This is a genomic window from Acinetobacter sp. B-6, from assembly GCF_056930735.1.
The window spans coordinates 1-22,656 of the sequence record NZ_JBXPBY010000022.1; the positions used below are offsets into that span (position 1 = coordinate 1).

Sequence of the window (22,656 nt, forward strand, 5' to 3'; positions counted from 1 at the left end):
ACATAAACACATTTGACAAAACAAACATATGAACATATATTCATATGTAAGCAACCTAATAATGTAGAGGTCCTTATGGGACATAATCACAATCATACCCATAACAGCCATAGTGATCATGACCATACGCCTGAAGCGAATGGTGGAAATGAGAAAAAAATTCTAATTTCATTTTTCATTATTTTTAGTTTTATGCTGATCGAAGCTGCTGGAGGAATCATCTCTGGTTCACTGGCACTTCTTGCGGATGCAGGACATATGATGACAGATGCACTTGCATTAGGCTTAGCATACGCAGCCTTTCGCTTTGGTCGCCGCACCGCAGATAAATCCCGTACTTTTGGTTATATGCGATTTGAAGTGATTGCAGGGTTAATCAATTCTCTAACTTTGTTTGGGATTGTGGGTTGGATCGTTTATGAAGCTGTTGTACGCTTTCAATCACCTCAACCCGTTCTTGCGGGACCCATGTTCATTGTGGCTATTATCGGAATGTTGGTAAATATCTTTGTATTATGGTATCTGACACGTAATGACACAGATCATGTGAATGTTAAGGGTGCAATTCTTCATGTGATGGGTGATTTATTGGGTTCTGTTGCTGCAATTATCGCGGCGATTGTGATCTGGTACACAGGTTGGACCCCGATTGATCCTATTTTGTCTGTTCTTGTCTCATTACTGGTATTACGTAGCGCATGGGCATTGTTTAAACAAACTATTCATATCCTATTAGAAGGTGCTCCTGCAAATGCCAATACTACAGATATCACCACGCACTTATTAAAATCTGTTCAAGGCATTCAGAAAATTAGCCATATTCATGTGTGGATGATCACGTCTGGAAGAGCAATGGCAACATTACACGTCCAACCTGAAGCGGGTGTAGATATCAAGACCCTCACCGAACAAATTGAACATGAATTAAAAACCAAATTTGATATTGAACATCCCACTGTTGCCATTGATTGGCAAGGCGATAGCTCATGCAGCCTTGAAAAGCCTGTCAAAATTGATCCTCATGCTGGGCATAGTCACTAAGTTCTGCATCAATCAACCACAAAACGCCACAAGGGAATTACATTAACCATGTGGCGTTAACGTTCAAACTTAGTATCTATGTTTTGAAGCGTCTTTGTTTATTCTTCGTGTTTAAATCCAACTCAAAAATAAGAATAAAAATAAAGATTCAAATCAAGAAAACTAGCATAACATAGTCAATCAGTTAAAAAATCACACAGAAAATATCTATAAAATGAACATAATATATTTTTTATTATATAAAGCTTGCAATATCACCCTATGCATCTAAAGTTTAAATCGATTTGTGTAGCCAATGTTTTACTTTTTAGAGATGAAAAGATAAAAATAATCTTTCGTACCTTTTCATTTATATTAAGTTAATCATATTGATTGGTATAATTTTCTAAAAACTAGAATACCAACATTAACCACACTGCTCTTCTGCAATATGTTTTGCCATATCAGACAAAACATGACTCACATGTGTATCTGCAATTTCATACAAGACTTGCTTCGCCTGACGTTCACTTTTAACCAATCGTGCAGAACGTAATAAACGTAAATGGTGGCTGACCAAGGATTGAGACAAGTCCAGTGCCTCACAAATATCACCTACAGGGCTAGGTCCACGCATACAGAACATAAGAATTCTCAGACGTGACGCATCACCTAAAAGCCGAAAAGTTTCAGCCAAAATAATAATGTCGTCCTGTGATATTTCTGTTGAACCTTCTTTAACACTCATATTTCTGTCATTGTTCATCATTGATCGTCATCAAAGATTCTACTCTTGTGCTTCTCATCAGGACAAGACTTAATCTCTAGAAAAGTATCCTTTGAAATGTTCTCTGTACACAACACTGATTAAGATTGGTTCAGTTGCAGTTTTAGCCGCTTACCACAAGCAATAATGGTTTTCCGATCAGCATCAATTGCCCCATGCGCAATGGCGATGACCCGCATTTGCAGAGTAATATCATAATGAGGATAAGATGCAGAACGATGAAATAAACGCGAATCTATGCCTAACATGTTTGCAAAATGGTGTAATTCCTCTAGTGTATCTGCCATGAGATGACACCATTCTTTGCCTTTAAACGGTACTTTTGCACGATCCACATAAACGCTCATAGCAACATTCATTTCCCATATTTCAGATTGATTATCACATGAAAATCATCAATGATTGAACATCGCATCAAATCATAATAAGCCATCATTTTAAGATAAAACATCATGAAAATTTACCAAGCCACGATGCTCCATGCAAATCAACTTTATGCACTAGGCAACACAACATATCGCCAACATTTTAGTGATATTTGGACAGAACAAGGATTACAAAATTTTCTCAACCAAGATTTTAGTCTTGAAAACTTATCGAAATCTCTAGCGGACCCGCAACAAATTTGGATATTGGCTGAAAATGAGCATGCTCAACTGATCGGCTACGCCAAACTCAACCTTAATCAATACCAGCCCAATTTAGCGCGTATGGGTGCTGAATTACAGAAAATTTATTTACTCAAAGATGTCATTGGAAAACATATAGCCGCACATTTAATGCAATATATGATTGAGATTGCAAATCAACATCATCAAGCCTATATCTTCTTAGAAGTGTTAAAAACCAATGCGCGTGCAAAAAAATTCTATCAAAAATTTGCCTTTACAGAACAATTAAGTCTCGACTTTAAAACTGATTTATATGATATTGGCATGGATTTAATGCAGCTCGAATTAAACTCAAGATGACCCCAAAATACCTGATCAGTGCATGTCTTGTCGGTGAAAATGTCCGTTATGATGCTCAAAACTGTTTACACGATAAACTTAAACAGTTGCTCGACAATCAACAAGCTGTTGTGATTTGCCCTGAAGTTTCAGGTGGTTTAAGTACACCTCGACCATCTGCTGAAATTGTGGGTGGTGATGGTTATGCTGTTTTATTGGGGCAAGCTAAAGTACAAGATGCCAATGGTGACGATGTTTCTTCAGCATTTATTCAGGGTGCAGAAAAAACACTTAAACTTGCACAACAACATCAAGTTACACACATTGTTTTAAAAGCCAATAGCCCTTCTTGCGGTTCAAATATGATTTATGATGGTTCATTCTCTGGGCAAAAAGTGCAAGGCAAAGGTGTCACGACTGCCCTCTTGGAACAACATGGATTTGTTGTACTGACTGAAGATGAGTTTTTAAAACAACTCGATAGTGAATAAATCACTGTAAATAAAAAACTAAAATTCAGCGCTCTAAATGAGCGCTAAAGTTGTACGGTATTAGGGTTTATTTTCCGACATTTTATCCGCTTTCGCTGCCCAGTATGTGGCTAAGATTGGACCCGAAATATTATGCCATAAACTGAAAATTGCGCTGGGAACAGCAGTCACAGGAGACGCAGCAAAATGAAGCGCAGCCAAGGTTACCCCTAAGCCTGAGTTTTGCATACCCACCTCAATGGCTACAGCTTTGGAATCTGGGTAAGACAAATTGAATAAACGACTTGCCCAATAGCCCAGTAAAAAACCTAGTCCGTTATGTAGAATAACCACACCAAGAATCAGCAAACCTGATTGCAAAATAGATGCCTTACTGGCAGCAATAATTGCTGCGACGATGACGACAATCGCAATTACAGAGACCAATGGCATCACTTGGATATACTGTTCAGTCTTTTGTTTGAACACACTTCTTAAGATCACACCCAAGATGATGGGGAAAATCACCACTTTAAGAATATCTATAAACATTGAACCTGCATCAATCGGAATCCATTGGCTTGCCAAAACATAGAAAATAGCAGGTGTTAAAATAGGCGCTAAAAATGTTGAAACAGAAGTACATGTGACAGATAAAGCGGTATTGCCTTTTGCCATATAAGTAATCACATTGGAAGCAGTCCCTCCTGGGCAACATCCAACGAGGATCACTCCTACAGCGATTTCCGGCGGTAAATTAAAAATCTTGCAGAGAAAAAATGCTACGCTTGGCATCACCACAAAATGAGCCACCACACCGATCACCACTGCTTTTGGATTGGACAATACATTTTTAAACTCATCGACTGTCATGGTCATTCCCATCCCTAGCATAATGATGCCAAGAACCCATGGAATATAAGCTTTCATCCATACAAATGCATCGGGAAAGCATAATGCGATGAATGCAAATACAACGACCCAAAGTGCAAAAGTTTTTTGCACAAACTGACTAAAGCGTAAAATTGCTGACATTGTCCCTACCCAAATAGGTTTAAAATCAAGGCTTATCTTAAAGCATGTCGTTTAAATCAGTATCACTTTTCTCAAATGCTCAAATTTATGCAGTCATTTATGATTGAGGGGAATCAAGAATATCTTTTGAAACCATACGCTTTACGCCAGCAGCCAGCATTTCTTGCCATGCATGTTGTAATGAGCCGTGCAGATCAATTGCTTTGGTCGCATCAGAAATCACAAAGGTCTTAAACCCTAATCTAGCCGCGTCCATTGCAGTCCACGCTACGCAAAAGTCTGTCGCAATGCCAACAATATATACAGTGTCGATCTGACGTTCTCGCAAATACCCTGCCAAACCTGTTGTGGTTTTATGATCTGCTTCCATAAAGGCTGAGTAACTGTCAATGTGCGAATGAAAACCTTTACGAATAATCAATTGCGCAGTAGGAATATTTAAATCAGGATGGAATTCAGCATCCTCTGTGTCTTGCACACAATGAGAGGGCCACAGCACTTGTGGACCATAGTCCAGTTGAATGACATCATAAGCTTTATGTTGAGGATGTTGTTCAACAAAAGAAATATGGTTTGCAGGATGCCAGTCTTGTGTCAGTACAATATTGTCAAAATGATCTGCCAATTGATTGATGGTCGGTATGATTCTTTCTGCTTGGGCAACCGCTAGGTTTCCCCCTGAAGTAAAACCATTTTGCACATCGACAACAATTAAGGCGCTACGCTCAGTTTGCAACATTTCCCTATCCTTATACTGGCTAAATCTCAGCTATTCTAATGATCAATATGACACGCGTTGATGACCTAACATACAATAAAAAAGCTCACTTTTGCGAGCTTCTTATCAAAATCAAGGATTCAGTTTTGCAGCTTGATCAAATGATCTCAAAATGGTGAAGTATTTACACCATCATTACATCTATCACCACAGCAAACTCAGCTTCAAAGTATGCCCAGTGTGTTAATAATCTGATAAGACAATTTCAATACTCGATAATAAAGTCTCAATAACCCAACAACCGAATACAAAACAGTCTATAAAATGTCTTAGGGTTTTATTTTTGAAACTTAGGCTGGTATAAATTTCATGCAAATATATATGCAAAAAATCACCTGTATTTTCGGTATAAAAAATCTAAAAATAAAATTTATTCAACTGAAATGTGAGTGAATTGTTGCTTTTTTTAAAGAATTTCCAAGCTTTGACTAAAGCATATTGTTCTGTCTCGCTGAATCAGTCATAATTTGGGTAAGCATTATGCAATCTTTCGAATGATTGCTTTTCGCTCAAATCAAAATACTGCAACCATCCCAATCCTTGTTTACTCAAACGCATGCGGATGGAAAAATAGGATATTTTTTTAAAATGACTCAGCAAGCACAGACCATTCAAGGCTCAATTGTCGCAATCGTCACCCCTATGTTTGAAGATGGCAGCGTAGATTGGAAGGGTCTCGAGAAGCTCGTTGAGTGGCACATAGAACAAGGCACTAATAGTATTGTTGCTGTCGGCACAACTGGTGAAGCATCTACTCTTAGCATGGCAGAACACACAGAAGTAATTAAAGAAATTATCCGTGTAGCCAATAAACGTATTCCAATTATTGCCGGTACTGGTGCAAACTCGACACACGAAGCGATCGAACTCACCAAAGAAGCTAAACAGCTCGGCGCAGATGCCGCACTTTTAGTGACCCCTTATTATAACAAGCCAACACAAGAAGGCTTATTCCAACATTATAAAGCAGTTGCAGAAGCTGTTGATTTACCGATCATTCTTTACAATGTTCCAGGTCGTACAGGCGTTGATTTACATAATGATACTGCCATTCGTTTAGCAGATATTCCTCAAATCGTTGGAATTAAAGATGCAACAGGCGATGTACCACGTGGTAAACAATTGATTGATGGTTTACAAGGTAAAAACATGTTGGTGTATTCTGGTGATGATGCGACGGCAAATGAACTGATGCAGTTAGGCGCAAAAGGCAATATCTCTGTGACTGCCAATATTGCTCCTAAAATCATGAGTGAACTTTGTGCGGCTGCACTTGCTGGTGATGCAAGTACTGCAAAAGTTAAAGATGACCAAGTTGCAAAATTAAACAATATTCTATTTTGCGAATCGAACCCAATTCCAGTGAAATGGGCACTTCATGAAATGGAATTAATTGGTACAGGTATTCGCTTACCATTAACTCCACTTGCAGAAAAATACCGTACGCCTCTGCGTGAAGAACTCAAAGCAGTAGGTCTCATTTAATAAGAGCTTAGTATTATGCAATTACGTTTAGGTTTAACTCTTGCCATTTCAGCTTTAAGTTTGGCGGGTTGTAGTTCCCTTGGAATCAATAATGGTTCTTTAGATTATAAAAATACGACCACAGTAGAGCCGCTTAAGTACCCTGAAGGTTCAACAGTTAGACCTGCAACGCCTATGTATCCAGCTCCTATTGTTGACCCGCTGGCGCTTCAGCATGCACCTAAATTTGAAAATAAAAAAGGCAATCGTTATGACGTGCCTCGCCCAGAAGTTGCTCAAGTCAACACATCAACAGATGAAAGTGCAACAAGCACCGAAACTGTGGGCAGACCTCAAATTTTAACTGACGGAAATGGCAATCCATTGATCAAAATTGATGGAAATTCTGCTACAATTTGGCAGTACACACTTGCAACCCTCAGTAGTCTAAATTATAAGCTAATCGGTCAAAGCAAAAATGCCAATGAGGCAACTGTGAAAATCGATAATTCAACTTATATACTTAGACTTAGCTCAGTAGGTTCAAGCAACACACTTGCTGTGTTTAACGCAGACAATAGTTTTGCAGATAAAGAAAAAGCTGCAGGATTATTGACCCAGATTTACCAAAACTGGCCAGCCTAGTCGTTCTAGGCAATTTTTTTTTGCAAAAGGTTCCCCCATGTTAAAACAAACCTTGCTCTATACTGGTAAAGCGAAATCTGTTTATGAAACAGATAGCGCGGATCATCTAATTCTAGTTTTCCGTGATGATGCATCTGCATTCAATGGCGAAAAAATAGAGCAACTAGATCGTAAAGGTAAGGTGAACAACCGTTTTAATGCCTTTATCATGGAAAAATTGGCAGCGGCGGGTATCGAAACTCATTTTGAAAAACTTCTTTCTCCAACTGAAGTTTTGGTTAAAAAATTGCAAATGATTCCTGTAGAGTGCGTCATGCGTAACTATGCAGCAGGTTCATTATGCCGTCGTCTAGGTGTTGAAGAAGGTTTAGAACTTGTTCCACCAACTTTTGAATTGTTCTTTAAAGATGACGCTTTAGGCGACCCTATGGTCAATGAGTCTCAAGCGATTGCTTTAGGTTGGGCAAATGCGGAACAGCTTGCTCAAATGAAAGAATTGACTCAAAAAGTGAATGTGGTACTTAAAGACTTATTTGCTCAAGGCAACATGCTTCTTGTTGATTTCAAACTTGAATTTGGTGTGTTCCATGACCGTATTGTTTTAGGTGATGAGTTCTCTCCAGACGGTTGCCGTCTATGGGATAAAGACACTAAGAAAAAACTCGATAAAGACCGTTTCCGCCAAGGCTTAGGTGGTGTGGTTGAAGCTTATGAAGAAGTTGCTGCACGTATTGGTGTTGATCTTTCAGATCTTTAAGATCAATAATGTCGCAATAAAAAAGCTGAGTTGTTGAACTCAGCTTTTTTATTGCGCTTTAAATGTGTTTAAACTGCTATTTTTTGCAACAGATAATCATATAGATTTTCACCTGATTTTTGTTTAAAGCGATTTTTAAAGAGTGGTACCAAAAACTCAGGATTGATCTGAGCGAAGCTACTCTCCTCGAAGTCCTCATCAAATGAATCAGCATACTGAATAATCACCATGATTTCTTCGCCCTGCTTATTTTTTAATTTTCCTGCATCTCTTAAATCTTGTAATGCTTGGATGATGGTATTTTGATAATGCTCTCTCAAAGCAATATATTGTTCATCAGTAGATTGTTTACCCAATGCTTCATAGAGTGCCATGATCGCATCATGTGTATGATTATTGGCAGTACTTGAATATTGCCATTCTGAAATCCACCATGCTTCGTACACATCTTCAAAAGATTTAAGGTTTTCTATGGTGCATCCCACATAAAAGAAACCACATAAATCTTCAACCATTCCCAAACCAAGGGTGCATAGATACTGATCTTGTGTTAATTGTTGAATTTCAGCCAAAGCCTCTTGAATATCTTGATAAATAACTGAATATAAATGATCTTCTCTCATGGTCCTGTTCTTATGCGCTAAAGTTTAAGACCAGAGTTTACTATCAATGCTCAAATTTTGTATATCTGCTTTGGTTGAATCAAGACTGACTTTAATAAAGTCTCTCCAAAAATTAAGTATTGATCAATTGTATGAGGTTTTATCTCTATACAATCAAGCTAAGCTTAGACCAAGCTTGCAATATTCAAAATAAAGTATGCTATTGCAATCTTTTAAAAACACATCAATTCATTGCTCAGGTATTGCATAAGTTTCATGACTTATTCGGTATAAAGTGCTTTGCCAATTACCTAAAAACATCACTTTATAAGAAACGCTCTTGCGACGTTTAAAGCAAATTATTTTGTGCTTGACCTTCACATGATTGTAAAGATTAGGATGACTAAACATTAAGAAACTCTAAATTATCTAGAGTTCTGAGACCGTTCATGGAGTAATCAAAAACTTCCATCATTACGGTAAATATCAATCTCCATAAAATTTCTGTTCTAAAAATTGTGATAGATACAGTGATTTTTAATATGCAAAATTTTATCTAAAACTTAAAGGGAACTTCAATGAGTAATAATAACCCCAAAAACCATTCTCAACGCCATGATATGAATGGATCAAATCTGCCGAATCAAGCTTCTATCAATGCCTATATGGTAGTGAACCACCGTATGCATACACAAATGCAAATTGATTTCACTGGTAATGCAGATATGGATTTCATGAAAGGGATGATTCCGCATCATCAGGGTGCCATTGATATGGCAAAAGTTGTTCTACAATATGGCGCTGATGCCAAATTACGGCGCTTAGCTGAAAATATTGTTATCGACCAAGAGCTAGAAATCGAAGTCATGCAAAGATGGTTAGAAAACAATGCTCAGCTTTCTGAACTTAACCATGTTCAAGCTGCTATAGATGCTTTTCGTCAAACAAATGACAAGATGCATGCGGATATGATGATTTCATTTTCGGGAGATGCAGATATTGATTTTATGCGCGGTATGATTCCTCACCACCAAGGTGCAATTGATATGGCGAAAATAGAATTGCAATACGGTCATTATCCTGAAGTGCGCAAACTTGCTGAGAATGTAGTTCTTGCACAAGAGGCTGAAATTAATATGATGCTCAACTGGCTCAGTCATCATCAGTAAAAATATCACGTTTCTGCTTATCATTTTTCTGCTCACTCTAGTGAAAATAAGATGGCTAAGCACCTTATTTGCAAGCTATAGGTTTATTTCAGGATGTTATGTATGCCAAAAATTAAAGTACTTCCCCATGAGAAAATTTGCCCAGATGGTGCAACCTTAGAAGTGGAAAGTGGAAGTAATTTATGCCAAAGCTTATTAGATCACGGCATACCCATCGAACATGCATGTGATTTATCTGGCGCATGTACAACCTGTCATGTAGTGATAAAGCAAGGCTTTAATCAATTAACTGAAATGGATGATATCGAAGCAGATTTATTAGATCGCGCATGGGGGCTTACCCCTGAATCCAGACTCTCTTGTCAGGTAAAAGTTCCAGAAGAACCATTAGAAATAGAAATCCCCAAGTACACCATAAACTATGTTTCTGAAAAACATTAAGAGAAAGTTCAAGTATTAAAGCTTGACCTTACAATTATGGTAAGGTTTATATTGGTTTTAAATCTTCTTCAAACAGGTGAGATATGGAATTTTATATTGAAAATATGACCTGTGGCGGTTGTGCACGTGGTGTCACCAAAGCAGTCCAATCTGTAGATGCAAATGCAAAAGTCATTGCTGATCCACCAAATCGCAGTGTTCAAGTTGAAACATCAGCAACACAGCAACAAGTTGCAGATGCCTTAACCGAAGCAGGGTTCCCACCACGTTAAAGGGTGCAAAATTCTTTTGCTGGAGGCTGTCATGATGACAGCCTTTTTTACACCTCTACAGTCCCACGCTAAAACAAGCCCCAGTGATCGATCTACACGACTGATAAAATTGGCTTTAGCCATGAATAGAAAGCTTTAAATAACAAGACACTTTGCAGATTTTGTTCTATTGATATTTTTATAAGTTGTTTTCTAAATCCGCTCAAGCTCACTATGATCACTACAAATAGTTACAAAAAGAGCTTCAAAATAGAGTTATGCGTAAATTATCAAAACAATATTCATTCAGTCTCACAGCAAGTTTGATCTTAGCCTTACTGTACCCACAGGCACATGCTGAAGAACAACTGAATACATCTCCCGAAATTAAAACATTAGATACGATTGTGGTGACTGGGACACGCTCATTAAAGCGTTCTAAGACTGATTCTCTACAACCGATTGACGTGATTAGTGCACAGGAACTTACTGAACGAACAGGTTCCAGTGAGCTAGGCACAGCACTGAGTAAAATTATTCCTTCCATTAATTTTCCCCGCCCGACTGTCGTTGATGGGACGGAACTGGTTCGTCCTGTACAACTGAAAGGACTCTCTCCAGATCAAGTTTTGGTTTTGGTGAATGGTAAACGTCGCCATACCGGTGCTTTTATTAACTTGGGCGGAACAATTGGTCGTGGTTCAGCACCCACCGACTTAAATGCAATACCTGTTTCCGCAATTAGCCGTATTGAAGTCCTCAGAGAAGGTGCTTCTGCACGTTATGGTTCAGATGCAATTGCAGGTGTCGTCAATATCATCTTAAAGTCTGACCCTAAGACGGGTGAAGCGGGTATACGCTACGGTATTTATGATAAAGGTGATGGTGAGCAAAAGCAGTCCTATGTTTCAGGCGGAACTCGACTTGGCGATTATGGTTATGCCATTTTTTCAGGTGAATGGCAGGACAATCAAGCAACCAATCGTGCTGGCTTAGACTTACGTGACCCAAATGCAACCACATATGGGCAAAGGACATTTCGATTTGGTGACCCAAAATCAGACGAAGTAAAAGCTGCTTTCAATGCTGGCTTTGACCTTAGTGATACCGTCGAATTATATGGTTTCTCTACCTATAGCCATCGAAATGCTGAAACTGCTGGATTTTATCGTTTAAGCAATGCCTCAAACAATGTTCCAGCATTGTTTCCGAATGGCTACTTACCTCTGATCCGAGGTCAATTAGACGACTTTAGTGCTGTTGCAGGTCTACGAGGAGAAGCCGCGGATTGGCGTTATGATGTTTCTGCAAATTATGGTTTGAACCAATATGATGTGAATACCCGAACCATTAATGTTGATCTGTACAAAGACACAGGGGCAACACCCAATTCATTTCATAATGGCAAGCTGAAAAATAGCCAGTCTGTTTTTAATATTGATCTTTCTAAAGAATATGACATATCTGCATTTGCAAGCCCTTTGAATATTGCATTTGGTGCCCAGTATTTAAACCAACAATATCAAATTAAAGCAGGAGATCCAGGTTCTTATTATAAAAGCGGATCTTCGGGTTTATCTGGTTTTCGTCAAGCTGATGCAGGCAAATGGACGCGAGACAGTTATGCAGGATATCTAGATTTAGAAACGGATATTACCCAAAAGCTTTCTGCTTCTAGCGCATATCGTTATGAGAAATATGATGATTTTGGGGATACCAATAATGCTTCACTGTCCTTACGTTATAAACTTTTACCGCAAGTTGCTGTACGTGGTTCAGTTTCTACAGGATTTCGAGCGCCAAGTCTAGCACAACAGTATTTTACCCAAACTTCCTCTCAACTGGTCAATGGGCAATTCGTTGAAGCAGGTACATTCCCAAGCTCATCTCAAGTTGCGCAATTACTCGGTGCTGAGGATTTAAAAGCTGAAAAATCCAAAAACTACAGTCTTGGCTTTGTGTTTACCCCAACTTCAAATCTGTATGTGACTTTAGATGCCTATCAAATCGATATTGATGATCGTATTAGCTTGTCTTCGAATATCAATGCCAGCAGCCCTGCTGTACGTGATTATCTGATCTCAAAAGGCATCACCAATACCAACTTTAGCAGTGTACGTTTCTTCAATAATGCCAGTGATACACGTACACGTGGCGTGGATTTGGTTGCAAACTATCAATGGCAGAATCTACCTTATGGAGAGTTAACCACATCTTTAGCTTATAACTTTAATCGCAATGAAGTCACCAATGTAGATAAAAATCCTGACATTTTAAATGCATTGGGTGTCAATTTGACACGCTTAGACCGTCGTGAACAATATGGTTTACTGGCAGGCAGTACACCTGAACATAAATTCAGTTTAGCTAATGATTATAAAATTGGAAATTTTGGTATTAACACCAATATCACGCGTTATGGCAGCTTCAAAACTTTCAGTAACGCTGGTTCAGCCAGCGATCAGAAATTCTCTGCAAAATGGCTTTTGGACTTAGCCCTCAGCTATCAATTGAAAGCTTGGAAATTTACCCTTGGCGGTGACAACATTACCAATGTTTATCCAAATAAAGATGTTTATGACATCAACAAACCAACGGGTGGAAGTCTACAGTACAGTCAGTTCTCTCCTTTTGGCTTTAATGGCGCATTCTATTACGGCAAAATTAATTATAAGTGGTAAGGTCTAAAGCTTGTTAAAGCGCATCAAACCGAGTTAAACAACTCGGTTTGATGCTTATTGTCTTAGTGATAACCATCAAAATCTAGATATGCTATAGGTAAGTATCATTAAGTCTGGATGATTGATGAACTTTTTTTGACAAACTTATATACTCAAAACAACACATATGCGGATTTAATCCAACATGATAAAAACAATTTATGCGTGCATTCTATTCTTGACCATTTTAGCCCCTGCCCACGCACAACAATTAAGTTGCCAACAGGACTACCCTAAAATCATTGCCCCTGACCTACAGCGCTTAGGACAAGATTTAAAGAATAATGATTATAGTTTTATGCAACAAAAAACCCATCCTTCACTGATCAATTATGTCGGTGGTCCTGAAAACTACCAAAAGTTGCTCAAATATGCCCAAAATATGTTTGCAGAATCCAAACTAGAAATTCAAAAGGTTGAGTCCAATCCACCTCTCTACAGCTATATCGTCGACCAAGAGGAAATTTGTTTTGTGCCAAAAACCATCACGATGAAAGTGGCAGGCAAAACAGTCAAGGCACCGCCTTCTTTTATGGTCGCGATCCGCTCACAGCATTCACATCAATGGACTTACTTAGACGGTTCAGGACTACAGAAAAATCCTAAAATGCTTTTTATTCTTTTTCCCAATTTCCCTAAAAATGTCAAAGTCCCTTTTTAAACCCATACAACCCGATAAGTTATTTCACCACCACCTTGATAGGTGCTGAAAAGATTTGATAGTCATTTTGCGGGTCAATCTGATATTTGTAGCCCGCCAAAACATAAGCTGTTCCTTGTTCAACAAAACGCAACTGCCCATTTTTTAGCTCATGCTTTGGAGAACCAGCTAAAACCACAAAATTGTTGACTTGCAATTTGGCTTTTTCTCCGTCTTGTTGAGTCGTTTGAGCATCAATTAAAATAGCCTGTCCTACTTTGGCTTTGATATTTTTCGGTGCTTGTATATCCACGATATATTTAGAATAAAGCTGTGCTGAATTGGTGGTGATCCCATTGGTTCCTGCCACATACAACTTGTTAAATGTGTCATCACTCAAAGCCCAAGGCCAGAAACTGATGCCACGATGTTTTGAGGCTTCTAAAATATTGATCAAATCAGACCGATAAGCAGGGTTATAACTAGAGTTATACTTTTGGACATCGCTATTGATTTGTTTAGTATTGACCAAATTGTTACGACTGTTTGGCATATTCCCTACCAACAAACCTCGAGGAATCTCAGTCATTTGAGTTTGTGCACGTACAATTTGATCGGTATTAAATGATGTCGTGACCACTTGGCTTTCCATTTGATACTTTTTAATCTCATCCTGCATTTTTGCCACCAACGCTGGATTGGCACTTTTCATTTCAATCATCAGTACAACATTTGGATGCTGTTTTAAAAAGTTAAAATACTCTGCAAGGGTCGGTATTTTATAAGCTTTATGCTTAGATTGTAATTGTTGAACCTGCGCAAGATTCATCTCTTCAATTTTTCCAGTTGAACGCGTTGTACGATCAACGGTTGCATCATGCATCACCACAAGATGCTGATCTTTAGTCAAATAAATATCATTTTCAACAATGTCTGCACCCAAAGCGACTGCATGTTTGGCACTTTCTAAAGTATTTTCATCCTCTAAGCTGGGTACACCCCGATGCCCAATAATAAAAGGTTTACGCAATAAAGTATTTTTTGGAAATTGTTTTAATATACTGGAAAAAACCGTACTTTGCGTGGTGATCACCCCATTTACACCTGTGGTCAACACGCGCGCTACATCCTGAGCTTCAACAGCAGATGTATCCACCCAAACTGTCATCAGATGACGTTGAATAAAACTGATCGATGCTTTCTCTCTCAGGCTTTGAGGAACCACGACAATTCGTGCATAAGCTTGATTGCTGCGACGGATAATTTCAACCAGATCTTGATGACGATCTTGAAGATTTTCTCGACTTAAATCCAATGCTGTTCGAACCATCGGTATAATTTGATGTGCAGATTTAAGCAGGTCATCACTTTTCGACAACACAGTAATATCACTAATATCCTGAGATTTAGACAGTAATTTTAATGCTTCAATACTTTTAGGGTCTTTAATCTCTAGCACAGGAATAGTTTTACGCTGAGGATTGGATAAATAATGTTGTAAGGTTTCGACCACTTGCCCAGTTTGATCTAGTAAATTTAACTTTGTATCTAATTGATAATATTTTTGATTACTTGAATTTAATGCACTATTTGGGTGTTTTATTTTTTGAATAATGGTGGGTGCTAAAGCTACATGAGTTTGAATTTCTTGTACTTGCGTAACTTTATTATGGGTAAGCTCAGGTAAGGCAGTGAGCTGTTCAGACACTTGAATATTTTTAATTTTTAAAACAATACCTGAAGCGGAAAAACCAATGCCGCCTTTTGTAGATTCTTGGTCAAGTTCTACATCCTGCATTAACTGATGGTTTAAATAGTGTTGAACCCGTTGTCCTGAGACCACTACACTGGCGGTATACCATTGATTCGCTTTAATGTTTTCATAAAACCCTTTAGTTTGATTAACTTCCCATTGTGCATTGGCTTTATGACGACCAAATTCAGTGCCATTTTTCGCTGTAGTATCTGCCCTTAAGGTAAATTGATAGTAACTACTTGGCACCACACCCTGCGTTTCTGTGACATCATAAATCACGCTTCCCCAACGAGAAGCATTTAATGGTTGATCTAAAGTAAAATTAAAATTAATTTTATAATTTTTATATTTTTCAAATCCTTGAGGTAACAAAATTGTGGTTGGGCTCATTGCATTTGCCCGTCCATCAATATTTAATACGCCATTTTCGATATAAATATGACCTGGATTATTTCCTGGAATACGCCAACCTTGAGGAATTGTATCTTCCTGAGCGAAGTTCAATTGATACAACATTCTAGATTTTGGAGGAGTAATTTTAGGCTGAGTTTTTGCCGAAATTTTTGTTGTCAATTCAGCATAACTGAGCATAGGTAAAGTAATTAAAACAGCACAAGACAAAATAGAAAGTTTCATAAAATTTCTAGCGCATTTAAAACGTATTTTGAGCAAGTTACATTTTAAAGGCATCAGCCTAATTTAAATTTTGCCGATATTTTAAACCTTTATCTGTCATAGATCAGCTACTTTAAAGCCAACATGAAAATTATTGTTGCTGCTGTTCTTGCTGCCAACGGCGTTGTTGTAAGCGCTCCCCTTCAACCTCCCTTTTATTTCGTGCAGACTCGTATAATTTTGTCCCTTTTAACTCAGGTGGCAAATAGTCTTGTAGCACAAAATGTTCTGGATAATTGTGCGGATAGAGATAATCTACCCCATAGCCCTGTTGCTTCATCAATTTGGTTGGTGCATTACGTAAATGTAGAGGTACAGGTAGATTCGAGGTTTTCTCAGCCAACTCTAGTGCCTTATTGATGGCTAAGTAGGTACTGTTGCTTTTGGCACTGGTTGCCAAATAAACGGCACATTGCCCTAAAATAATTCTGCATTCAGGCATCCCAATGGCTTGAACCGAGCGGAAACACTCTCCTGCCAACAACAACGCATTAGGATTTGAATTGCCAATATCTTCTGAGGCAGCAATCAGCATACGTCGAGCGATAAAAACTGGATCTTCTCCACCTTTTAGCATTCGAGCCATCCAATATAACGCTGCATCTGGGTCACTCCCACGAATCGACTTAATAAACGCAGACACAAGATCATAATGTTGTTCACCTGACTTGTCATAGCGTGCGATATTTTGTTGGGCAACTTTAACGACGATCGCATTGGTCACAATATTTTCAATATCTGACTCAAAAGTGCTGGCAATGAGATCAATTAAATTCAATGCTTTACGTGCATCACCTGCGGCGAATTGAATTAAGGCATCAAATTCTTCAATCTGAATATGACGCTCTTGTAAAAACTTATCCTGTTGAATCGCCCGAAGAATCAGTTCTTGAATTGCTTCATTACTGAGCGCATTCAGCGTATATACCTGACAACGTGAAAGTAAAGCACTGTTGACTTCAAAAGAGGGATTCTCTGTTGTTGCCCCAATCAAGGTAATTTTACCTTTTTCAACAGCATTCAAAAGTGCGTCTTGTTGTGACTTATTGAAACGATGAATTTCATCAATAAATACCACTGGTGTTAGTAAATCACCACTTTCGGCAATCACTTCGCGCAGTTCTTTCACACCTGTGTTTAATGCAGATAAACTGACAAATGGACGATCCACAGCTTGTGCCAATAATAATGCAATTGTGGTTTTTCCAACACCAGGCGGTCCCCAGAAAATAATCGAAGGCAAATGCCCTTGATCAATCATTTGACGTAATGGGGCGTCAGCGCCAAGCAAATGATCTTGTCCAATAATTTCAGACAAATCACGTGGACGTAAACGTTCTGGAAGTGGAATTTGAGTGTCTGACATACTGCTTTTTTAATTGATGAATGCTGAGCTTAGTCTACTATGGAAAGCATTCAATATTGTACTTTCAATTTTAAAATAATCGATTCTGTAAAATATCCATCAGTGAAGCCTGAAACACTTCACCATGACTGAGATGTGGATACAATAAAAGCTTGGTATTTGCGCCTTTACTGGCTAAGTCTAGAACCAATTTTCGATTGTTTTGGTTCATGTCCCGATCAGCATTCGGGCTGATTTTCGCTGTGCTAGATGGAACAAGATCACCTTCCATCACCAATAGCTTTTGATCTTTAACTGATTCAGGTTTTACCTGCTCAACTGCTTTCAATAATCGGGAATCTGCCCAAGTTAAAGATGGGCTTGCAGCAAAATAAAGCGAAAATTTATTCTCATTGTGCTGGCGATTCAATAATGTATCTAATACAAATAAGCCCCCATAAGAATGTCCCCACAATGCAGTGCGCTGAGCATCCAATTTCACCTGCGAGTAAACCCAAGGCATGATTTTTTCAAAAATCATTTGTCTAAATTGCGGACTTCCTCCTGACATGCGCTCAGGATTTCGGGGATCAGCTGATATTTTTCCAGACTCATCTGCTGGCGTATAGTCCACGGAACGTGAAGCAGATTCAAACGGCAACTGAGTTTGATAGCCAATCGCCACTAAAACGGGGCTATCTTGTTCTGATAATTGCTTTAATAATGCTTCATCTAAACGCGCCATGACTGAATTACCATCCAGCATAAAAATAGCGGGACGGGGCTGATTTTTATTGATCTGTTTAGGTATACCTAACCAAACTTTATAATGTCGTTGCTGATCGGATGACTGAAAGCTGTGAACTTGAAACTGATAATAACTTGAACCATGATCTGCAATATTCGGTCCTAAGGGCTCTAGATCAGGCTTGGCATAAGCAAGGGAATACGCAGCAAAGCTTAGACTGATCGCACATAGGCACATTGTAATTTTTTTCAATCGTGTAAATAAACCAGACATTTTAAATGAGATCACATCATGAAAGCTGGTTTATCATATTACTATTTGATAATGATTATCAATTCAAAATTGTGGTCATTTTCTAACGTACCCAACGCACAATATATTCGTCAATTTCTTCCTCATCAACTTCTGTCTCTGAGATGCAGCGCCCTGCTGCAGATTTTCTGGCTTTAATCACATTTTGTCTGGAGCCTGTAATTAAATAGTGCCAAGACGGAAGGTTTTTACCTTCATTGACACGCCGATAGGCACAACTTGAAGGCAACCAATTTATCTGCGCTAATTTTTCAGGACTCAATTGAATACAATCTGGGACATAGTTCAAGCGATTAGCATAGTCTGAACATTGTGCTGTTTGACAGTCCAGTAGTTTACAAGAGACCTTGGTATAAGCGATTTCATGTGTTTCATCATCTTCGAGTTTAACCAAGCAGCACAAACCACAACCATCACATAAGGCCTCCCATTCCGCCTGATTGAGTTCAGACAAATGATAGTTTTTCCAAAATTGGGGGCGTATTTCGAGGCTCATGATATAAAGTGAAGTCATATGAGATGTTGTTATTATATCAGCATAAGAACATGAACTAGAGAATAAAAAAACATCACAAATCAGTTACATGATGCTTTATTTATCACACTTTTCAAACATAACTTCACAAGACCGCGCCGTTTTTCTCCTTATACTGAAACTGCATAAAAACAATATGGAGGTGGATATCATGTTCCGTTGGGCAATAATTTTCGCTGTGATCGCGTTAGTTGCAAGTTTATTTGGTTTTGGCGGTGTCGCAGGAATGTCTAAAGACTTTGCAGTAATTCTTCTTGTTGTTGCCGTTATTCTTGCAATTGTCGGATTTATTTCCAGAGGGAAAGTTTAAGCTTTTCTCAACATTTTTATGACAGTCTCTGTTTATGATCAAGAAGGTCCTAGGTCCTTCTTTTTTCATTTCTGCACCCATTCCATCATTCATAATTTCTCACATTTCTATACTCAATATTCCTAAATTAGCCATTTGAATCCTTTATATTTATGCTTTAATCAATGTCGCTCTCAAAAATATAAAAGGATTGAACAGATGGCTGTTGCAATTAAAACTCGTGAAATTCAATACCAAGCAAAAGATGGAACAACTTTAATCGGTTATTTTGCTGCCCCTGAATCTACACAACCTGTTGCAGGTGTCATCGTGGGTCCTGAATGGTGGGGACGCAATGAATATACTGAGCAACGCGCTAGAGAGCTTGCAGAACATGGCTTTGCTGCTTTAGCAATCGACATGTATGGCGATAAAAAAGTGACAACCGTTGCGACACAAGCCAATGAATGGATGATGCAAACTTTTCAAGATGCCGATACCATTGTAGATCGTACCTCTGCTGCACTTGCTACAATTGCTGCTCAACCTGAGGTAGATGGACAACGTTTAGCTGCTATTGGCTTTTGCTATGGCGGAAAAGTCATGCTCGATTTAGCTCGTTCTGGTGCTGACTTAAAAGCAGTCATTACTTTCCACGCCAACCTGTCCGCACAAAACCCAGCACAATCAGGAAAATTTAAAGCTGAGGTTTTAGTTTTACATGGTGAAAAAGACTCAATGGTGTCTTTGGCAGATGTTGAATCCTTCAAACAAGAAATGAATCATGCCCAAGTAAAATCTGAAGTGATCATCCTTAAAGATGCCAAACATGGCTTTAGTAACCCACAAGCAGATGAACGTGCCAAAGCCAATGGTGTAGATCTAGGTTATAACGCAGAAGCTGAAAGCGCAGGATTAACTGCTATGTATCAGTTGTTAAATCGTACATTGGTTTGATTTTAAACCTGATGTATGAACTCAACCAGTAAACAAGGAGTTTAAAATGACTGAGATAAAATGCCCTTATTGTGAATTTGAAGAATTTGACATCATTGATAAAAATGAATTTGGTGCAATTTTGCCTGAACAAAATCCTTTGTCTAAAGGGCATTCAGTCATTATCCCATTGCGCCATATCGATTCCTTTTTTGAGGTTTCAGAAAAAGAGCGTAAAAGTCTTTCTTCGCTGTTAGAGTTGGCACGTAATGAACTCAAACTCCGTCATCAACCAGAAGGCTTTCACATTGCCTTTAATGATGGTGATGTTTTTGGTCAAGAACAGAATAAACACTTTCATATTCATATCATTCCACGCTATAAAAATGAACCGCTTAAACTGGATCAGCGTTGGGGTATCATCAACGAAAATTAATCCTTTGCTAGTCAACTAAAAAAGACGCTACTGCGTCTTTTTTAGTTCAATATATTGCTTCATTCAACTTGACTTTAAAATCAAATTCTGACTATTCGAAATAGCTTAACTCACACAAATCTCATGCACAGTATTCAGATAATTTTCTGTAATCGATTCGAATTTGGTTATACTGAGCCACCTATTTTTGCCCTAGATTGATATGTCGCAATTTTCATTTTCAGACGCATTACTGACTTGGTTTGATCAACACGGACGCCATGATCTGCCTTGGCAAGTGGCAGATGATCCTTATAAAGTTTGGGTCTCTGAAATTATGTTGCAACAAACTCAAGTCAAAACAGTGCTGCAATATTTTGACAAATTTATTCAACGCTTCCCTACCGTTGATGATTTGGGTCAGGCGTCATGGGATGATGTTGCACCTTATTGGGCAGGCTTGGGCTATTACGCACGCGCCAGAAACTTACATAAAGCTGCGAAGGTTGTCAGTCAACAAGGACATTTTCCAAACACTCTGGAACAATGGATGGAGCTCTCAGGTATTGGACGTTCTACCGCAGGTGCACTTATGTCACTTGGGTTACGCCAATATGGTGTCATTATGGATGGCAATGTAAAACGTGTTTTATCGCGTTTTTTTGCCATCGAAGATGATCTCAGTAAACCTGTACATGAACGGGAAATGTGGAAATTGGCCGAAAGTTTGTGCCCTACTGAACGTAATCATGACTATACTCAGGCGATTATGGATTTAGGTGCAACCATCTGCACCCCTAAAAAACCATTATGTCTGTATTGTCCAATGCAGCAACATTGCCAAGCCCATCAGCAAGGGTTAGAAACAGAACTCCCTTATAAAAAACCCAAAAAACCTGTTCCAGTGAAAACTGGCAAAGTCTTGCTCATTGAGTCTCAAGGGCAATGGTTGTGGGAGCAACGTCCTAATAGTGGTTTATGGGGTGGACTATGGAGTTTACCAATTTTTGAAAGTGAGGCTGAACTGCAACAGATCTGTGAACGTTTAAAGCTGGTTTCAAACGTTGAATCTGTGCAAATTTCGCATAGTTTCACTCATTTTACTTGGATATTGACCGCACACATCATTCATGTTGAAAAAGACCAAGCTGAATATCTCCAAGCTGAACTGGGCGGTGAATGGCTCACGCCACAAAAAGCTACACAAATGGGTATACCAACAGCCATGAAAAAATTGATCTCAGCAATCAAAATATGACATAGTCAGGCACGGGTATTCTGATCATTTTTTCAATTTTAATTTACCCTTTTTAAACCTCAAAGCTGAAATTTGAAACTAGAAAAAAAGGATGTCTCGTGCCGCATCGTATCCAATATTGTGTGATTGCCCTGTTTACAATCATATTGAGCGCATGTACCACCGCACCCAAAAAGCCCAGTGGTACAAGACCGCATCTTCCGCAAGCTCAAATTAACCGATTAAAAGCAATGCCGCTTCCAACACGGTTGGCGATCCCTGTCGATGGTGTCAAACCACAAAATCTCACCGATACGTGGGGGGCGTCCCGAAGTGCTGGACGTGCGCATGAGGGCATTGACATCATGGCTTCACGTGGAACCAAAGTGTACAGTAATACTGAAGGAGTGATTACCAGTTTAAAAAGTAACAACTTAGGCGGTAATGTGATTTGGTTAATGGGACCTGGTGGTGCTTATCATTATTATGCACATTTGAATGATCACCGACGTGGTTTAAAAGAAGGAGACTACGTTAAAAAAGGTGAATTAATTGGTTATGTCGGCAATACAGGAAATGCACGACATACTGCACCTCATTTACACTATGGACTATACTTAAGAGGTAAGGGACAAGGTGCAGTGAATCCTTATCCGTATTTACGTTAAATTTTAAATTA

At 38.7% G+C, this 22,656-nt stretch carries 25 protein-coding genes; 16 read left to right on the forward strand and 9 right to left on the reverse strand.

The window, feature by feature from the left end; genetic code table 11:
* Positions 1–75 precede the first annotated feature (75 nt).
* The gene (locus tag AC1Z3T_RS19900) at positions 76–1,041 is read left to right on the forward strand and encodes a cation diffusion facilitator family transporter (protein WP_100886188.1); all 966 of its coding nucleotides are present in this window, start codon (positions 76–78) and stop codon (positions 1,039–1,041) included.
* Between the two features lie 406 nt (positions 1,042–1,447).
* On the opposite strand, the gene AC1Z3T_RS19905 is transcribed toward AC1Z3T_RS19900, so the two are convergent.
* Complete coding sequence (locus AC1Z3T_RS19905) at positions 1,448–1,768, reverse strand: ArsR/SmtB family transcription factor (protein ID WP_035300964.1); 321 nt, start codon at positions 1,766–1,768, stop codon at positions 1,448–1,450.
* A 119-nt stretch (positions 1,769–1,887) separates the two neighbouring features.
* Positions 1,888–2,154, reverse strand: a complete 267-nt coding sequence (locus AC1Z3T_RS19910) for a DUF4031 domain-containing protein (protein ID WP_167387378.1) — start codon at positions 2,152–2,154, stop codon at positions 1,888–1,890.
* 105 nt (positions 2,155–2,259) lie between these two features.
* On the opposite strand from AC1Z3T_RS19910, the gene AC1Z3T_RS19915 reads away from it, so the two are divergent.
* Together AC1Z3T_RS19915 and AC1Z3T_RS19920 are read left to right on the forward strand one after the other, a co-directional pair.
* Complete coding sequence (locus AC1Z3T_RS19915) at positions 2,260–2,778, forward strand: GNAT family N-acetyltransferase (protein ID WP_005035033.1); 519 nt, start codon at positions 2,260–2,262, stop codon at positions 2,776–2,778.
* On the forward strand, positions 2,775–3,248 hold the full coding sequence (locus tag AC1Z3T_RS19920; RefSeq protein ID WP_005035030.1) for a 2-thiouracil desulfurase family protein: 474 nt from the start codon (positions 2,775–2,777) through the stop codon (positions 3,246–3,248). Before AC1Z3T_RS19915 ends, AC1Z3T_RS19920 begins: the two co-directional genes overlap by 4 nt.
* A gap of 60 nt (positions 3,249–3,308) precedes the next feature.
* Here AC1Z3T_RS19920 and AC1Z3T_RS19925 read toward each other — a convergent pair whose 3' ends face one another.
* Positions 3,309–4,262, reverse strand: a complete 954-nt coding sequence (locus AC1Z3T_RS19925) for a bile acid:sodium symporter family protein (RefSeq protein ID WP_005035029.1) — start codon at positions 4,260–4,262, stop codon at positions 3,309–3,311.
* A 97-nt stretch (positions 4,263–4,359) separates the two neighbouring features.
* On the reverse strand, positions 4,360–5,001 hold the full coding sequence (pncA, locus tag AC1Z3T_RS19930; RefSeq protein WP_100886190.1) for a bifunctional nicotinamidase/pyrazinamidase: 642 nt from the start codon (positions 4,999–5,001) through the stop codon (positions 4,360–4,362).
* Between the two features lie 627 nt (positions 5,002–5,628).
* Between pncA and dapA the strand changes: the two genes are divergently transcribed.
* From dapA to purC, 3 genes are read left to right on the forward strand one after another with little or no spacing between them, the layout of a single operon-like run.
* Positions 5,629–6,525, forward strand: a complete 897-nt coding sequence (gene dapA / locus AC1Z3T_RS19935) for a 4-hydroxy-tetrahydrodipicolinate synthase (protein WP_009585389.1) — start codon at positions 5,629–5,631, stop codon at positions 6,523–6,525.
* A 15-nt stretch (positions 6,526–6,540) separates the two neighbouring features.
* On the forward strand, positions 6,541–7,149 hold the full coding sequence (locus AC1Z3T_RS19940; protein WP_009585430.1) for a hypothetical protein: 609 nt from the start codon (positions 6,541–6,543) through the stop codon (positions 7,147–7,149).
* Positions 7,150–7,186: 37 nt separating this feature from the next.
* The gene (purC, locus tag AC1Z3T_RS19945; protein ID WP_004825848.1) at positions 7,187–7,906 is read left to right on the forward strand and encodes a phosphoribosylaminoimidazolesuccinocarboxamide synthase; all 720 of its coding nucleotides are present in this window, start codon (positions 7,187–7,189) and stop codon (positions 7,904–7,906) included.
* Between the two features lie 68 nt (positions 7,907–7,974).
* Here purC and AC1Z3T_RS19950 read toward each other — a convergent pair whose 3' ends face one another.
* Positions 7,975–8,529, reverse strand: a complete 555-nt coding sequence (locus tag AC1Z3T_RS19950; protein WP_100886191.1) for a DUF4303 domain-containing protein — start codon at positions 8,527–8,529, stop codon at positions 7,975–7,977.
* Positions 8,530–9,086: 557 nt separating this feature from the next.
* Between AC1Z3T_RS19950 and copM the strand changes: the two genes are divergently transcribed.
* From copM to AC1Z3T_RS19975, 5 genes are all read left to right on the forward strand, one after another.
* Positions 9,087–9,677, forward strand: a complete 591-nt coding sequence (gene copM / locus AC1Z3T_RS19955) for a CopM family metallochaperone (RefSeq protein WP_100886192.1) — start codon at positions 9,087–9,089, stop codon at positions 9,675–9,677.
* Between the two features lie 102 nt (positions 9,678–9,779).
* Positions 9,780–10,118, forward strand: coding sequence for an ISC system 2Fe-2S type ferredoxin (gene fdx / locus AC1Z3T_RS19960; RefSeq protein ID WP_005035016.1), 339 nt, complete (start codon positions 9,780–9,782; stop codon positions 10,116–10,118).
* 83 nt (positions 10,119–10,201) lie between these two features.
* The gene (locus AC1Z3T_RS19965; RefSeq protein ID WP_004825842.1) at positions 10,202–10,390 is read left to right on the forward strand and encodes a heavy-metal-associated domain-containing protein; all 189 of its coding nucleotides are present in this window, start codon (positions 10,202–10,204) and stop codon (positions 10,388–10,390) included.
* A gap of 257 nt (positions 10,391–10,647) precedes the next feature.
* Positions 10,648–13,050: a TonB-dependent receptor plug domain-containing protein gene (locus tag AC1Z3T_RS19970; RefSeq protein ID WP_100886193.1), complete on the forward strand. Its 2,403-nt coding sequence runs from the start codon at positions 10,648–10,650 to the stop codon at positions 13,048–13,050.
* Between the two features lie 184 nt (positions 13,051–13,234).
* Positions 13,235–13,750 carry a hypothetical protein gene (locus tag AC1Z3T_RS19975; RefSeq protein WP_046760210.1) on the forward strand — a complete coding sequence of 172 codons (516 nt, stop codon included), beginning with the start codon at positions 13,235–13,237 and terminating at the stop codon, positions 13,748–13,750.
* A 19-nt stretch (positions 13,751–13,769) separates the two neighbouring features.
* Here the strand turns inward: AC1Z3T_RS19975 and AC1Z3T_RS19980 are convergent, their stop codons facing one another.
* The 4 genes from AC1Z3T_RS19980 to AC1Z3T_RS19995 form a co-directional block, all read right to left on the reverse strand.
* Positions 13,770–16,121, reverse strand: a complete 2,352-nt coding sequence (locus AC1Z3T_RS19980) for a glycerophosphodiester phosphodiesterase family protein (protein WP_483396912.1) — start codon at positions 16,119–16,121, stop codon at positions 13,770–13,772.
* Positions 16,122–16,251: 130 nt separating this feature from the next.
* The gene (locus tag AC1Z3T_RS19985) at positions 16,252–17,526 is read right to left on the reverse strand and encodes a replication-associated recombination protein A (protein ID WP_005035003.1); all 1,275 of its coding nucleotides are present in this window, start codon (positions 17,524–17,526) and stop codon (positions 16,252–16,254) included.
* Positions 17,527–17,596: 70 nt separating this feature from the next.
* Positions 17,597–18,526, reverse strand: coding sequence for an alpha/beta hydrolase (locus tag AC1Z3T_RS19990; protein WP_100886194.1), 930 nt, complete (start codon positions 18,524–18,526; stop codon positions 17,597–17,599).
* Between the two features lie 82 nt (positions 18,527–18,608).
* Complete coding sequence (locus tag AC1Z3T_RS19995) at positions 18,609–19,061, reverse strand: YcgN family cysteine cluster protein (RefSeq protein ID WP_026040264.1); 453 nt, start codon at positions 19,059–19,061, stop codon at positions 18,609–18,611.
* A gap of 190 nt (positions 19,062–19,251) precedes the next feature.
* Between AC1Z3T_RS19995 and AC1Z3T_RS20000 the strand changes: the two genes are divergently transcribed.
* The 5 genes from AC1Z3T_RS20000 (at position 19,252) to AC1Z3T_RS20020 (ending at position 22,645) form a co-directional block, all read left to right on the forward strand.
* Positions 19,252–19,410, forward strand: a complete 159-nt coding sequence (locus AC1Z3T_RS20000) for a DUF1328 domain-containing protein (RefSeq protein ID WP_004825834.1) — start codon at positions 19,252–19,254, stop codon at positions 19,408–19,410.
* Between the two features lie 198 nt (positions 19,411–19,608).
* Positions 19,609–20,346, forward strand: coding sequence for a dienelactone hydrolase family protein (locus tag AC1Z3T_RS20005; protein ID WP_100886195.1), 738 nt, complete (start codon positions 19,609–19,611; stop codon positions 20,344–20,346).
* A gap of 46 nt (positions 20,347–20,392) precedes the next feature.
* On the forward strand, positions 20,393–20,761 hold the full coding sequence (locus AC1Z3T_RS20010; RefSeq protein WP_004825828.1) for an HIT family protein: 369 nt from the start codon (positions 20,393–20,395) through the stop codon (positions 20,759–20,761).
* 202 nt (positions 20,762–20,963) lie between these two features.
* On the forward strand, positions 20,964–21,998 hold the full coding sequence (gene mutY / locus AC1Z3T_RS20015; protein WP_100886196.1) for an A/G-specific adenine glycosylase: 1,035 nt from the start codon (positions 20,964–20,966) through the stop codon (positions 21,996–21,998).
* A gap of 98 nt (positions 21,999–22,096) precedes the next feature.
* Positions 22,097–22,645, forward strand: a complete 549-nt coding sequence (locus AC1Z3T_RS20020; protein WP_005034996.1) for a M23 family metallopeptidase — start codon at positions 22,097–22,099, stop codon at positions 22,643–22,645.
* Positions 22,646–22,656: the final 11 nt, after the last annotated feature.